This window comes from Streptomyces sp. NPDC042259 (assembly GCF_055582085.1).
Window position 1 is genome coordinate 396,664 of the sequence record NZ_JBVJDW010000002.1, and the last position, 16,296, is coordinate 412,959.

General features: G+C 74.5%; 1 protein-coding gene. It reads right to left on the minus strand.

What is annotated here, in order from left to right:
• Positions 1-36 precede the first annotated feature (36 nt).
• A complete protein-coding gene (locus ACZ6MA_RS06625; protein WP_469431609.1) occupies positions 37-16,284 on the minus strand; it encodes a type I polyketide synthase in 16,248 nt (5,415 codons plus the stop codon).
• Between the last annotated feature and the right edge of the window lie 12 nt (positions 16,285-16,296).

Below are 16,296 nucleotides of genomic sequence, written 5' to 3' on the forward strand. Positions count from 1 at the left end.
CCTCAGGGAACCTTCCTTGTAAAAATCGACCGGGGCTCAGCGGTCATTCATCCGGCCGAGCTCGTTGTCAATGAAGGCGAACACCTCGTCGGTACTCGCCGCCTCGATGCGTTCCGTCACCGCGAGTCCCCCGGTCTCCGTGCCGGTTTCACTCAGCCGGTCCAGCAACTGCCGCAGCCGCACCACGACTCCGGACTTCGTGACCTCGTCGGGGTCGCCCGCCGACAGCGCCGTCTCCAGCCGGTCGAGTTCGGCCAGCGGGGACAGTGCGGTGGCCGGGGCGGGGTCGCCCAGCAGGGCCGTCGCGAGGTACTCGGAGACGGCCAGCGGAGTGGGGTGGTCGAAGACCAAGGTGGTGGGCAGTTTCAGCCCCGTCGCGGCGTTCAGCCGGTCGCGCAGCTCCACCGCCGTCAGGGAGTCGAAGCCCAGCCGGCGGAACTCCTGGCCGGCCACGATCGTGTCCGGTGTGGGGTGCCCCAGTACGGCGGCGACCTCGGTCCGCACCAGCTCCGCCAGCAGCTGCGCCCGCTCGTTCTCGCGTACCCCTTCCAAGCGCTGGAGCAGACCGGCCGGCCGTCCTCCGGGTGCCGCGGTGCGGCGACGGGTCCGTACCAGCCCTCGGAGAATCGACGGTATCTCACCGGCCGATCGAGCGGTCCCCTCAGCCGACAGCCCTAGGGAGACCACCAGAGCCTCGTCGAGATCGACGGCCGTGCCGAAGAACGCCAGGCCCTGATCGAGCGTCAGCGGCGGCAGCGCGGTACGGGCCGTCCGCCCGCCGTCCGCCGCGGCCGGGGTACCCGTCGCGCCGCCGGCCGCGCTGTCCCCGTTGGCCTCAACGTCTTCGGGCCGGGGGTCCCACGCCACGCACGTCGCGGCGAGTCCCCGGTTCGCGCGGTACTGGGCCAGCGCGTTCAGGAACGCGTCGGCCGCGGCAAAACCGGCCCGGCCGGGGCCGCCCAGCACGCCCGCGACGGAGGTGCACAGGACGAACGCCGACAGCTCCAGCTCGCGGGTCGCCTCGTGCAGGTTCCACGCCGCGTCCGCCTTCGGGCACAGGGCCAGGCCCAGCCGCTCGGGGGTCAGCGAGTCGAGCGTGCCGTCGTCAAGCGTGCCGTCGTCGTCCGCACCGGCCTCGTGTGCACCGGGGGTGTGCACGACCGCCGTCAGCGGGTGCCCGGCGGGGACCGAGGCGAGTAGCGCGGCCAGGTCGCCGCGGTCGGCGAGGTCGCAGGCGGCGACGGTGACCGTGGCTCCGGCGGCCGTCAGTTCCGCCGCCAGTCGCTCGGCCCCGGGTGCCTCCGGCCCGCGCCGGCCGGCCAGCAGCAGATGCCGCACGCCCTTCTCGGCGACGAGGTGGCGGGCCAGCTCGCCGCCCAAGCCCCCCGTACCGCCGGTGACGAGCACCGTGCCGTCCGGGTCCCAGGCCCGTGCCCGGGGCACGTCCTCCTGGGGCACGCGGACCAGCCGCGCGACCCGGACGGTCTTGTCCCGCACCGCCAACTGGTCCTCGTCCGCGGCCAGGAGGGCCGGGACGAGGGACGGTACGAGCACGTCGTCGAGGTCGACGAGCAGGAAGCCGCCGGGGCTCTCGGCCTGGGCGGCCCGCACCAGGCCCCATGCCGCGGCCGCGGCCGGGTCGGTCACGGCCCCGTCCCCCACGGCGACGGCGCCACGGGTCACGAACACCAGCCGCGAGTCCGCCAGCCGCCGGTCGGCCCGCCACTCCCGCAGCACCCCGAGGACATGGGACGCCACGGCCCGCACCGAGGCGGGCAGCGCCCCGGAGGCATCGGCGGGGGCGCCGGCGACGGACACCACCACCGTGCCCGGGACGGCCCCGTCGCCGTCGAGAAGCCGCGCCAGTGTCTCCGCCCGGCGTACGGACCGTGCGCCGTCCGACTCCAGGGCGTCGCCCAGGCCGAACGGGTCGGCGCCGACGACGGCCCACGGGCCCTCGGCACCGGCCGCCGGTGTGTGGGTGGCCGGTGCGTCGAGCCACTCGACGCGCAGCGTGGCAACGCCCGCGGCGGCAGCTATCCCCCCGGTCTCGGCCGGGCGCAGGACCAGCGACTTCGCGGAGAACACCGGGGCGCCCCCGGGGTCGAGCGCGACGCACGTCACCGTGTCGGCGCCGGTGGCGGTCAGCCGCACCCGGGCGTGTGACGCGGCCGCGGCGTGCACCGACAGTCCGCTGAACGAGGCGGCCACCAGGCCGTTGCCCGTCCCCGCCGGCAGTGCGAAACCGGCGGCCTGGGCCACGGCTTCGAGCAGTGCGGGGTGCACGGCGAACGCCGCCGCGTCCGTGACCCGCTCGGGCAGCGCGACCTCGGCGAACACCTCGCCCTCGCGGCGCCACACCGCGTCCAGTCCTTGGAACACCGGCCCGTGGTCGACGCCGTCCTCGGCCGCCTCCTCGTAGTAGCCGGCCAGGTCCACCCGCTCGGCGCCCGTGGGCGGCCAGGTGGCCGCGTCGAATCCGGCGGTCGCGGTGTCAGCGCCGCCGGTGAGCGCACCGGTGGCGTGCCGGGTCCACGGCGCGCCCGCGGCGCCCTCCGGGCGGGCGTACACGCCCAGCGTGCGCCTACCGCCGTCATCGGCGGTACCGATACGTACCTGGAGCTGTGCGGCGCCCTGTTCGGGCAGCACCAGCGGGGTCAGGACCGTGAGGTCCGCCACCAGGTCGCAGCCGACCTCGTCCCCGGCGCGGACCGCGAGTTCCGCGAAGGCGCCGCCCGGCAGCGTCACCGCACCGCCCACGCGGCAATCCGCGAGCCACGGGTGCGTGGCGGCCGACAGCCGCCCGGTCAGCACCACCTCGTCCGACCCGGCCATGACCACCGCGGCGCCCAGCAGCGGGTGCTGGGCGGAGGCCAGGCCCAGGCCCGAGGCGTCACCCGCGGCGTGCGACGCGCGCGGCCAGTAGCGTTCGCGCTGGAAGGCGTACGTGGGCAGGTCCACCCGGCGGGCCGCGGTGTCCGCGAAGTGCGCCGCCCAGTCGATCGTGACGCCTTCGACGTGCAGCCGGGCCAGGGCGGTGACGGCCGCGGTCTCCTCGGGCCGGTCCTTGCGCAGGACGGGCACGACGACGGTGCCGTCCGGCACCGATTCGGCGGCCATCGCCGAGAGGACCCCGTCGGGCCCGAGCTCCAGCAGAACGCTCGCCCCCGCGCCGGTCAGGGTGCGTACCCCGTCGGCGAAGCGGACGGTTTCGCGGACGTGCCGCACCCAGTACTCCGGCGAGCACAGCTCGTCGGCCGAAGCCACCTGGCCGGTGAGGTTGGAGACCACCGGCACCGACGGCGCGTGGAACGTCAGACCTTCGACCACCGTGCGGAAGTCGTCCAGCATCGGATCCATCAGCGGCGAGTGGAAGGCGTGCGACACCGACAGCCGTGACGTCTTGCGGCCATCGGCCGACAGCTTGGCCGCGATCTCCCCTACCGCGTCCCGCTCGCCCGAGACGACCAGGGCGTTCGGGCCGTTGACCGCGGCGATCGACACCTGCTCGGTCAGCAGCGGCAGCACCTCGGCCTCGGTCGCCTGGAGGGCCACCATCGCCCCGCCCTCGGGCAGTGCCCGCATCAGACGGGCACGGGCGGCCACCAGGTGTGCCGCGTCCCGCAGCGAGAGGACACCCGCCGCGTGGGCCGCCGCGATCTCTCCGACGGAGTGGCCGGCCACGAAGCCCGGGGTGACCCCGAGGGATTCGACCAGCCGGAACAGCGCGACCTCGACCGCGAACAACGCGGGCTGGGCGTGACCGGTGTCGTTCAGCGAAGCGGCGTCGTCACCCCACATCACCGCACGCAACGACCGGTCCAGCAGCGGTTCCAGCTCCGCGAGGGCCTCGTCGAGCGCCGCCGCGAACACCGGGAAGCGCGTGTACAGCTCCCGCCCCATGCCCAGGCGCTGGGCACCCTGACCCGAGAACAGCAGCGCCGGCGTGCGCTCACCGGCCGCCAGGCCCCGTGCCGTCTCGACGACCCCGTCGGCGGAGGACAGGAGCACCGCCCGGTGCTCGAACACCGAGCGGCCCGCCGCGAGCGAGTACCCGATGTCGAGCGCGGACGCCGCGGTGTCGTCGGCCGCGTGGGACCGCAGCCGGTCCAGTTGGGCGTCCAACGCCGCCTCGGTCCGGCCCGACACCACCCACGGCACCACGTCCGGGACCGCCACCGGCCCCCGGGCCACCGGCGGTTCGGCGGCCGGTGCCTGTTCCAGGACCACGTGCGCGTTGGTGCCGCTGATGCCGAACGAGGAGACACCGGCGCGGCGCGCACGGCCCGACTCGGGCCAGGCCGTCGTCTCCGTCAGCAGTTCCACCGCACCCGCCGACCAGTCCACCTGTGTCGAGGGCTCGCTGACGTGCAGGGTGCGCGGCAGCACACCGTGCCGCATCGCCATCACCATCTTGATGACACCGGCCACACCGGCCGCGGCCTGCGTGTGACCGAGGTTCGACTTCACCGAACCGAGGAACAGCGGACGCTCCGCGTCCCGGTCCCGCCCGTAGGTGGCCAGCAGCGCCTGCGCCTCGATCGGGTCACCCAGCTTGGTGCCCGTGCCGTGCGCCTCGACGACGTCGACATCGGCCGGGGACAGTCCGCCGCCGGCCAGGGCCTGGCGGATGACCCGCTGCTGCGAGGGGCCGTTGGGGGCGGTCAGCCCGTTGGACGCGCCGTCCTGGTTGACCGCGGAGCCCCGCACCACCGCGAGCACCGGGTGCCCGTTGCGGCGGGCGTCGGAGAGCCGCTCCACCACCAGCATGCCGATGCCTTCCGACCACGCGGTGCCGTCCGCGTCGTCGGAGAACGCCTTGACCTGGCCGTCCGGAGACAGCCCGCCCTGGCGGCTGAAGCCGGCGAAGCTCGTCGAGGTCGCCATCAGGGTGACGCCGCCGGCCAGGGCGAGCGAGCACTCGCCGCCGCGCAGTGCCTGCGCGGCCCAGTGGAGGGACACCAGGGACGACGAGCACGCGGTGTCCACGGTCACCGCGGGGCCCTCGAAGCCGAACGTGTAGGACAGCCTGCCCGAGATGACGCTGGCCGCCAGGCCGGTGCCGGCGTGGCCCTCCACGTCGTCGCGGGCCTTCAGTACGAGGTTGGCGTAGTCCTGTCCGTTGGTGCCGACGAAGACACCGGTCTGGCTGCCGCGCAGTGTCGCCGGGTCGATCCCGACGTGCTCGAAGGCCTCCCAGGACACCTCCAGCAGCAGCCGCTGCTGCGGGTCCATCGCCACCGCCTCGCGGGGCGAGATGCCGAAGAAGTCCGCGTCGAACTCCGCCGCGTCGTACAGGAAGCCGCCCTTGCCGGTCGCGCTGGCGCCCTGCCCGCCGCCGGCGAGGAGGTCGAGGTCCCAGTCGCGGTCCGAGGGGAATTCCGCGATGCCGTCGCGGCCTTCGACGAGCAGCTCCCACAGTTCCCGGGGCGAATACACCCCGCCGGGGAAGCGGCACGCCATGCCGACGATCACGATCGGGTCGTCCGTGGGCGGGGCGGCGGGCGCGACGGGAGCCGCCGGGGCCGCCCGCTCCTCCCCCACCAGCTCGGCCACGAGGTGTTCGGCGAGGGCTCGGGGGGTGGGGTAGTCGAAGACGAGGCTGGTGGGCAGGGACAGGCCGGTCGCGCCCATGAGCTGGTTGCGCAGCTCCACGGCCGTGAGCGAGTCGAAGCCGAAGTCCCGGAACGCCTTGTCGCCGCTGATGGCCTCGGCACCGGAGTGTCCGAGGACGGCGGCGGCCCGGGCGCGCACCAGGGAGAGCACCAGGGCCAGACGCTCGGCACCGGTCCCGTGCGTCAGCCGCTCCCGCAGGGTCGACACCGCCGAAGCGCTGTCGCGGTTGGCCGTACGCACCGCCTCCGCCGCCCGGAGTGCCTCGGGCAGCTCGTCGAGCAGCGCGCTCGGCCGCAGGCTCAGCAGCGCCTGGAGGACGCGTGGCTGCCGCAGGTCCGCGAGCACCACCGACGCTGCCGGTTCGGCCACCACCTGGGACAGTGCCGTGGTCGCGGATTCGGGGTCCAGGACGGCACCGCCCGTCCGCACATCCGCCCGGTCGGCCATGCCGTCGCCCGCCCAGGCCCCCCAGGCGATCGACGTCGCCGGGAGTCCGGCCGCGCGCCGTCGTTCGGCGAGCGCGTCCAGGACCGCGTTGGCGGCGGCGTAGTTCGCCTGGCCGGGGTTGCCGACGGCACCGGCGATCGAGGAGAACAGGGCGAACACCGACAGGTCCAGCTCACGGGTCAGCTCGTCCAGCAGCAACGCGGAGGTGACCTTGGAGCGGAACACCGATGCGAACCGCTCGGGGGTGAGCCCGTCCAGCACCCCGTCGTCCAGCGCACCGGCCGCGTGCACCACCGCGGTCAGCGGGAACTCCCGCGGTACGGCCGCGAGTACGGCCGCGAGGGCGGCCCGGTCGGCGACGTCGCAGGCGGTGACGGTGACCTCGGCGCCGAGCGCGGTCAGTTCGTCCCGCAGCTCCGGCGCGCCGGGCGCCGCGAGGCCCCTGCGGCTCAGCAGCAGCAGGTGGCGCGCGCCGTGCCGGGCCAGCCAGCGGGCCACGTGCCCGCCCAGCGCACCGGTACCGCCGGTGATCAGCACGGTGCCCGAGGGCTCCCAGCGCTCCTGCTGTCCACCGCTCGGCGCGGGCACCAGCCGGCGGCCGAACGTGCCCGAGTCCCGGACCGCGATCTGGTCCTCCGCGTCGACGCCCGCCAGGACGGCGGCGAAGCGCCGCGCGGACCGCTCGTCGAGCGTCTGCGGCAGGTCGATCAGCCCGCCCCACTGCCCGGGGTACTCCAGCGCGGCGACCCGGCCGAGCCCCCACACCGCGGACTGTGCGAGGCCGGTGGGCCCCTCCGAGCGGCCCACGGACACCGCGCCCCGGGTCACGGCCCACAGCGGGGCCGTGATCCGGGCGTCGTTCAGCGCCTGGACCAGGACGGTGGTGGCGAGCAGACCGGCGGGAACACCCGAGGCGTCGCACGTCTCGTCGAGCGCCAGCAGGGACACCACACCCGTGAACTCCGCCTGCTCGGCGAGTCCGGCGAGGCGCTCGGCCAGGCGCGCGCGGTCCTCGCCGTCGACGTCGAGGCGGACCGTGTCGGGACCGAGCGCGGTGACCGCCGACGCGAGCCATGCCTCGTCGGTGGCACCGGCCGGGGTGAGCACCAGCCACGCCCCGGCGGGCTCGGCCCGGGGCGTGCCGGTGAGCGGCCGCCACACCTCGTGGTAGCGCCAGGAGTCGACCGCCGACTGCACGCGACGGCGCGTGCGCCATGACGTCAGCGCGGGCAGTACGGCTTCGAGCGAGTCGCCGTCGATCTCCAGGCTCGACGCGAGGGAGGCGACGTCCGCCCGCTCCACGGCGGACCAGAACTCCGCGTCCACGGCGTCCGTACCGGTCGCCACGGTGGCGTCGGCCAGTCGCGGCCAGTAGCGCTCGCGCTGGAAGGCGTAGGTGGGCAGGTCCACCCGGCGGGCGGCGGTCCCGGCGAAGAACGCCTGCCAGTCGGCCGCGAGGCCCGTCACGTGCAGGCGGGCCAGGGCGGTGACGGCGGCGGTCTCCTCGGGCCGGTCCTTGCGCAGGACCGGCACGGTCACGGCGCCCTCCGGCACCGACTCGGCGGCCATCGCCGAGAGGACCCCGTCCGGGCCCAACTCCAGGAAGGTGCCGACGCCTTCACCGGCCAGGGCGCGCATGCCGTCGGCGAAACGGACGGTCTCACGGACGTGCCGCACCCAGTACTCGGCCGAGCACAGCTCATCGGGGGTGGCGAGGTCGCCGGTGAGGTTGGAGACCACCGGGACGGACGGTGCCGCGAAGGACAGACCTTCGACGACCGTCCGGAAGTCGTCCAGCATCGGCTCCATCAGCGGCGAGTGGAACGCGTGCGACACCGGCAGGCGTGACGTCTTACGCCCCTCCGCCGACAACCGGCCCGCGATGTCCAGCACATCGGACTCCGCACCGGCGATGACCACCGACGACGGACCGTTGACCGCCGCGACCGACACCTCGTCGGTGAGGTACGGCAGCACCTCGGCCTCGGTCGCCTGGACCGCCACCATCGCACCACCGGCGGGCAGCGCCTGCATCAAACCAGCACGCGCCGCGACCAGCCGGCAGGCGTCCGACAGCGAGAACACCCCGGCGACGTGCGCGGCGGCGATCTCACCGATGGAGTGACCGGCCACGAAGTCCGGCCTCACACCCCACGACCGCACCAACCGGAACAACGCCACCTCGACCGCGAACAACGCCGGCTGCGTGTAACCGGTCTCGTTCAGCAGAGCGGCAACGTCGCCCCACATCACCTCCCGCAGCGAGCCCTCGACCAGCGGCTCCAGCTCCGCCAACACCGCGTCCAACGCTTCCGCGAACACCGGGAAGCGCGCGTACAGCTCCCGGCCCATCCCCAGCCGCTGCGAACCCTGACCCGAGAACAACACCGCCAGCGGACGATCGACCGCCACACCACGCGCCGCCTCGACCACACCCTCGGCCGAGGACAACAACACCGCACGGTGGTCGAACGCCGAGCGTGCCGTCGCCAGCGAGAAGCCGACGTCCACCGGGGTGGCCTCGCCCGCGCCGTCGGCCGCGAACGACCGCATCCGGTCGAGCTGGGCGTCCAGCGCGGCCTCGGACTTGGCCGACACCACCCATGGCACGACGCCCGGCACCACGTCCGGGTCCTCCGCCGGGGCCGCGTCCCGCGGTGCCTGCTCGACGATGACGTGGGCGTTCGTCCCGCTGATACCGAACGACGACACCCCCGCCCGGCGCACCCGGCCCTCCGGCCAGGCCGTCGTCTCCGTCAGCAGCTCCACGGCGCCCGCCGACCAGTCGACGTGCGTCGAGGGCTCGCTCACGTGCAGGGTGCGCGGCAGCACACCGTGCCGCATCGCCATCACCATCTTGATGACACCCGCGACACCGGCCGCGGCCTGCGTGTGACCGAGGTTCGACTTCACCGAACCCAGCCACAGCGGACGCTCCGCGTCCCGGTCCCGCCCGTAGGTCGCGAGCAGTGCCTGCGCCTCGATCGGGTCGCCGAGCGGGGTGCCCGTGCCGTGCGCCTCGACGGCGTCGATGTCGGCGGGCGAAAGGCCGCCGCTGGCCAGGGCCTGGCGGATCACTCGCTGCTGCGACGGACCGTTCGGCGCCGTCAGCCCGTTCGACGCGCCGTCCTGGTTGACCGCGGAGCCCCGCACCACGGCGAGGATCCGGTGGCCGTTGGCTCGCGCGTCCGACAGGCGCTCGACGACCAGCATGCCGACGCCTTCGGACCAGCCGGTGCCGTTGGCGTCGTCGGAGAACGCCCGGCACCGGCCGTCGTTGGCCAGTCCGCCCATGCGGGAGAAGCCGGTGAAGCCCATCGCGGTGGACATCACCGTCACACCGCCCGCCAGGGCGAGCGTGCACTCGCCGCTGCGCAGGGCCTGCGCGGCGAGGTGCAGGGACACCAGCGACGAGGAACAGGCCGTGTCGACCGAGACCGCCGGGCCTTCGAGGCCGAGGGTGTAGGACAGCCGGCCGGAGGCGACGCTGACCGCGAGGCCCGTGGTGGCGTGGCCTTCCACGTCGTCGGTGGAGCGCATGATGAGGCTGGAGTAGTCCTGGCCGCTCACGCCGACGAAGACGCCGGTGCGGCTGCCGCGCAGTGCCGCCGGGTCGAGCCCGGAGCGCTCGACGGCTTCCCACGACACCTCCAGCAGCAGACGCTGCTGCGGGTCCATGGCCAGGGCCTCGCGGGGGGAGATGCCGAAGAAGGAGGCGTCGAAGTCCGCCGCGCCGCGCAGGAAGCCGCCCGCGCCGGTGAGGTCACCGCCGCCGATGGCGTGCTGGTCCCAGTCGCGGTCGCCGGGGAACGAGGAGATCGCGTCGCCGTCGGCCGCCAGGAGGTCCCACAGGGCCTCCGGGGAGTCCACGCCGCCGGGGAACCGGCAGCTCATGCCGACGATGGCGATCGGTTCGTCGGTGGCCGCGGCCCTGGGCGCGGGGGTGTCGCCGGTCGCTTCGGTGTCCGCGCCCACCACTTCGTCTCGCAGGTACTCCGCGAGCCTCTTGGGGGTGGGGTAGTCGAAGACGAGGGTGGCGGAGAGGGTGATGCCGGTAGTGGTCTGCAGCCGGTTGCGGAGTTCGATCGCGGTCAGCGAGTCGAAGCCGAGCTGGCGGAACTCCCGTTCGGCGGCGATGGCCTCCGGTGAGGGGTGCGCGAGGACGACGGCGGCCTCGGCCCGCACGAGGTCGACGAGGAACCGCAGGCGCTCCTCCTCGCCGAGGCCGGCGAGCTGCTGGACCAGGTCCTTGCGGGAGGCGCGCGCGGCGCTGCTCGCCACCGCGCGGCGGCCGGTCGTGACGAGTCCGCGCAGGAGGGCCGGCAGGCCGTCCGCCGAGGGCAGCGCGCCGGGGCCGGAGCCGATGGGGAGCGGGACGACCAGTGCCTCGTCGGTCGTGGTGGCGGCGTCGAACAGGGCGAGGCCCAGCTCCACCGACAGGGGCGGCAGGCCGCCGCCGCTGATGCGGCGTACGTCGCGGTCGTCGAGGGTGCTGGTCATGCCGGCGCCCTGCTCCCACGCCCCCCAGGCGAGGGAGGTCGCGGGCAGGCCCTGGTGGTGCCGGTGGTGGGCCAGGGCGTCGAGGAAGGTGTTGCCGGCGGCGTAGTTGCCCTGTCCGGGGCTGCCCATGACGCCGGCCGTCGAGGAGTACAGGACGAAGGCCGCGAGGTCCAGGTCGCGGGTCAGCTCGTGCAGGTGCCAGGCGGCGTCGACCTTCGGGCGCAGGACCGTGTCGAGCCGCTCGGGGGTGAGCGAGGCGATGACTCCGTCGTCGAGGACGCCGGCGGTGTGCACGACGGCGGTGAGCGGGTGTGCGGCCGGGATCCGGCCGAGCAGGTCCGCCACGGCGGTGCGGTCGGCGATGTCGGCGGCGAGGACGGTCACCTCGGCGCCGTGGGCCGTCAGCTCCGCACTGAGTTCCGCCGCTCCCGGGGCGTTCGGGCCCCGGCGGCTGACCAGCAGCAGATGGCGTACGGAACGCTCGGTGACCAGGTGGCGGGCGAGTTCGGCGGCGAGACCTCCGGTGCCGCCGGTGATCAGGACCGTGCCGTCCGGGTCCCAGGCGACGGGGTTGGTCAGCACGATCTTGCCGACGTGCCTGGCGAGGCTCATGTACCGGAACGCGTCCTTGGCGCGGCGCACGTCCCATGTCTTCATGGGCAGCGGCCGCAGGGCGCCCCGGTCGAACAGGCCGACCAGTTCGGTCAGCATCTGCCCGATGCGGTCCGGGTCGGCGAAGCCGAGGTCGAAGGACCGGTAGTCGACACCCGGGAGGGTGCCGGCGTCGCGGATGTCGGTCTTGCCCATCTCCAGGAAGCGGCCGCCGGGCGCCAGCAGGCGCAGCGACGCGTCCACGAACTCGCCCGACAGGGCGTTGAGGACGACGTCGACGCCGCTGCCGTCGGTGACGGCGGCGAAGGCGTGCTCGAAGTCGGTGGTGCGTGAGGAGGCGATGTGGTCGTCGGCGACGCCGAGCGAGCGCAGGACGTCCCACTTGCCCTCACTGGCGGTGGCGAAGACCTCCGCGCCCAGGTGGCGGGCCAGTTGGACGGTGGCCATGCCCACGCCGCCCGCGCCCGCGTGGACGAGGACCTTCTCGCCGGGGCGCAGCCCGGCGAGGTCGACCATGGCGTAGTAGGCGGTGAGGAACACCAGCGGCACGGAGGCGGCGGTCTCCCACGACCAGCCGTCGGGGACGGGGGTGAGGAGCCGTTCGTCGACGACGCCCTGGGGGCCGAAGCCGCCGAACAGCATGCCCATGACGCGGTCGCCGGGGCGCAGGCCGGTGACGTCGGGGCCGGTGGCGGTGACGACTCCGGCGGCTTCGGAGCCGAAGAGCCCGGCCTCGCCGGGGTACATGCCGAGCGCGTTGAGGACGTCGCGGAAGTTGACGCCGGCGGCCCGTACGTCGACGCGTACCTGGCGGCCGGTCAGCGGCTGGAGGACCTCGGGGCAGGGGATGAGGGCCAGCCCGTCGAGGCTGCCCTTGGCGGTGCTGCCCAGCCGCCACGGGGTGCCCGCCGGGGGGACGAGGGCGCCGGAGGACGCGAGGCGGGCGAGACGGCCGACGCGTACGGTGCCGGCGCGGACGACGGCCTGCGGCTCGTCGGCTTCCAGCAGGCCCGGCAGGGCGGGGAGCAGGGCGGCGGAGTCCGCCGTCTCGTCGAGGTCGACGAGGAGGAGGCGGCCGGGGTTCTCCGCCTGCGCGGACCGCACCAGGCCCCAGACGGGTGCGGCGGCGACGTCGGTGACGCTCTCGTCGCCGGTCGCGACGGCGCCCCGGGTCACGATCAGCAGCCGGGAGCGGGCGAACCGCTCGTCGGCCTGCCACTCCTGGAGGAGGCCCAGTACCCGGTGGGTCAGCTCGTGCACGGATGCGGGGACGCGGGTGGGGTCGCCGGTGACGGGGACGACGACGGTCTCCGCCGTGGTGTCCAGTGCGGTGAGGGTGGCGGCGTGGAGCGGGGTGATGCCGGCGGACTCCAGGGCGTCGGCCAGGGCGAGGGTGTCGTCGCCGAGGACCGCCCAGCCGGTGGGGGCGGTGCCGGATGCCGTCACCTGGGGCGTCTGGGGTATCCAGTCCAGGTGGAACAGGGAGTTCAGCTCGTCGCGGCGGGTGGCCGCGGCCGCCGCCTGGGGGGCGGCGGAGCGCAGGGTCAGCGAGGTCACCGAGATGACGGGGGCGCCCTCGGCGTCGACGGCGATCAGTTCGACGGCGTCCGGGCCACAGTTGGTGATTTTGACCCGGAGCACCGAGGCGCCGGAGGCGTGCAGGGAGACCCCGCTCCAGGAGAAGGGCAGCAGGCCCCGCTGGTCGCCGTCGTCGCTGGCGAAGACGGTCGAGTGCAGCACCGCGTCGAGCAGGGCGGGGTGGAGGCCGAAGGCGTCGGCATCCTTGACCCGCTGGTCGAGGGCGACCTCGGCGAACAGTTCCGTGCCGCGCCGCCAGACGGCGCGCAGGCCCCGGAACACCGGGCCGTAGTCCAGGCCCGTTTCGGCGTAGCGCTCGTACAGGCCGTCCAGGTCGACGGGGTCGGCGCCGCGCGGCGGCCACTGGGCGCCGTCGAAGTGCAGTGTCCGTTCGTCCTTGGCGAGGGTGCCGGTGGCGTGCAGGGACCAGTCCTGGTCGGGGGCGTCGGCGGGGCGCGAGTGGAAGCGCAGCTCCCGGCGGCCGTCGTCGTCCGCGCCGCCCACCTGGATCTGCACCTGGGTGGTGCCGTGTTCGGGCAGGATCAGCGGGGCCACGAGGGTCAGGTCCTCGACGGACGCGCAGCCGACCTCGTCGGCGGCCCGGATCGCGAGTTCCAGGAAGCCGGTGCCGGGGAAGAAGACCATGCCGCTGACGACGTGGTCGGCCAGCCAGGGGTGGGTGCGCAGCGACAGGGTGCCGGTGAGCACCAGTTCGTCGGAGCCCGCCATCACCATCGTCGCGCCCAGCAGCGGGTGCTTCGCGGGGGTCAGGCCGAGCCCGGCGGCGTCGCCGGCGGCCGTCGACACCTGCGGCCAGAACCGTTCGTGCTGGAAGGCGTACGTGGGCAGGTCCACCCGGCGGGCGCCGGTGCCGGCGAAGAACGCCCGCCAGTCCACCCGCACGCCGGCCGTGTGGAGCCCGGCCAGGGCGGTGACGGCGGCGTTCTCCTCGGGGCGGTCCTTGCGCAGGACCGGCACGGTGCGGGTGCCGGCCGGGGCCGACTCCTGGGCCATGGCGGACAGCACGCCGTCCGGCCCCACTTCCCAGAGGGTTCCCACGCCTTCGGCGGTGAGCGCCCGCACGGCGTCGGCGAACCGCACGGCTTCCCGGGCGTGGCGCACCCAGTACTCGGGGTCGCCCAGCTCCCCCGCCTTGGCCGGGCGGCCGGTGAGGGTGGAGACGACGGGGATCGCCGGTTCGGTGAAGGCCAGACCGGCGACGACCGTGCGGAAGTCGTCCAGCATCGGTTCCATGAGCGGTGAGTGGAAGGCGTGCGAGACCGACAGCCGGGATGTCTTGCGGCCGTCGGCGGCGAGACGGCCGGCGAGGTCGAGGACCGCGGCCTCCTCCCCCGCGATCACCACGGACGACGGGCCGTTGACCGCGGAGATCGACACCGTCTCGGTCAGCAGCGGCCGTATCTCGTCCTCGGTGGCCCGGACGGCGACCATGGCGCCGCCGGCGGGCAGGGCCTGCATCAGACGGCCACGGGCGGCCACCAGACGGCAGGCGTCACCCAGGGAGAAGACCCCCGCGACGTGCGCGGCGGCGATCTCACCGATGGAGTGACCGGCCACGAAGTCCGGGGTGACGCCCCATGACTCGACGAGGCGGTACAGCGCGACCTCGAGCGCGAAGAGCGCGGGCTGCGTGTGGCCCGTCGCGTTCAGCGCCGCGGCGTCGTCGCCCCACAGCACCTCCCGCAGGGGGCTCTCCAGCAGGGGGTCCAGCTCGGCGAGCACCGCGTCCAGCGCTTCGGCGAAGACGGGGAAGGAGCCGTACAGCTCCCGGCCCATGCCGAGCCGCTGCGAGCCCTGGCCCGAGAACAGCGCCGCGGACTTCGCCCGGCCCGCGGCGACGCCCTCCACGGCTTGGGGGGCGGTGCCGTGCTCGGCCCAGGCGGTCAGGGCGGCGCGCAGACCGTCACCGTCGTCCGCCACGACGGCCAGCCGGTGTTCGAAGGCCGCCCTGGAGGTGGCCAGGGCCAGCGCCACGTCCGGCGCGGCGGGCCGGGGTTCGCTCTCCAGGCGGGAGAGCAGGGCCGTCACCTGGTCGCGCAGCGCCTGGACGGTCCGGCCGGAGAGCACCCACGGGACGGCGCCCGGCCGCCGGACGGGCTCGTCGCGCGGCTCGGGGCCGGTGGTGTCCGCCGGCGCCTGCTCGATGATCACGTGCGCGTTGGTGCCGCTGACGCCGAAGGACGACACACCGGCCCGCCGGGGGTGGCCCGCCTCGGGCCATTCCCGGGCCTCGGTCAGCAGCGAGACGTCGCCCGCCGACCAGTCCACGTGGGAGGAGGGCGTGTCGGCGTGCAGCGTCTTGGGCAGGACGCCGTGCCGCATGGCCATGACCATCTTGATGACACCGGCGACACCGGCGGCGGCCTGGGAGTGACCGATGTTCGACTTGATCGTCCCCAGCAGCAGGGGGTGTTCGCGGTCCTGGCCGTAGGTGGCGAGCAGGCTCTGCGCCTCGATGGGGTCGCCGAGCGGGGTGCCCGTGCCGTGGGCCTCCACCGCGTCGACGTCCGCCGGGGACAGCCCGGCACGCTCCAGGGCCTGCCGGATGACCCGCTGCTGGGCGGGGCCGTTGGGCGCGGTGAAGCCGTTGGAGGCGCCGTCCTGGTTGACGGCGGAGCCGCGCACCACGGCCAGCACGGGGTGGCCGTTGCGCTGGGCGTCGGAGAGCCGCTCCAGGAGCAGCACGCCGACACCCTCGGACCAGCCGGTGCCGTCGGCCGCGTCGGAGAACGCCTTGCAGCGGCCGTCGCGGGCGAGGCCGCCCTGGCGGCTGAACTCCACCAGCGAGCCGGGGGTGGACATCACGTTGACGCCGCCGACGAGCGCCAGCGAGCAGTCGGCGTTGCGCAGGGCCTGCACGGCCAGGTGCAGGGCGACCAGCGACGACGAGCACGCGGTGTCGACGGTGACGGCGGGGCCCTCCAGGCCGAGTGCGTAGGAGAGCCGGCCGGAGGCGGCGCTCGCGGCGATGCCGGTGCCGACGTCGCCGGTCGCGTCGTCCAGCGACCGGACGGTCAGATAGGCGTAGTCCTGGCCGTTGGTGCCGACGAAGACACCGGTCTTGCTGCCGCGCAGCCCGTTCGCGTCGATGCCGGCCCGTTCGAAGGCCTCCCATCCGGTCTCCAGCAGCAGCCGCTGCTGGGGGTCGATGGTGACCGCCTCGCGGGGCGAGATGCCGAAGAAGCCGGGGTCGAAGTCGGCGACGGAGCCGAGGAACCCGCCGCGCTGGCTGACGCTGGTGCCCCGGTCGTCGACCTCGCTGGTGTGCAGGGCCCGCAGGTCCCAGCCGCGGTCGGTGGGGAAGCCGGAGATGGCGTCCGTGCCGGAGGCGACGAGCTGCCACAGGTCCTCGGGCGAGGCCACCTCGCCGGGGTACCGGCAGCTCATGCTCACGATGGCGATGGGTTCGGTGGCGGCGGTGACCAGTTGCCGGTTCTGCCGCCGCAGCCGCTCGGCTTCCTTCATCGCGGCACGGAGTGCTTCGACAACCTTCTCGTTGGTGCTGTTCATGTCTCTACTCCG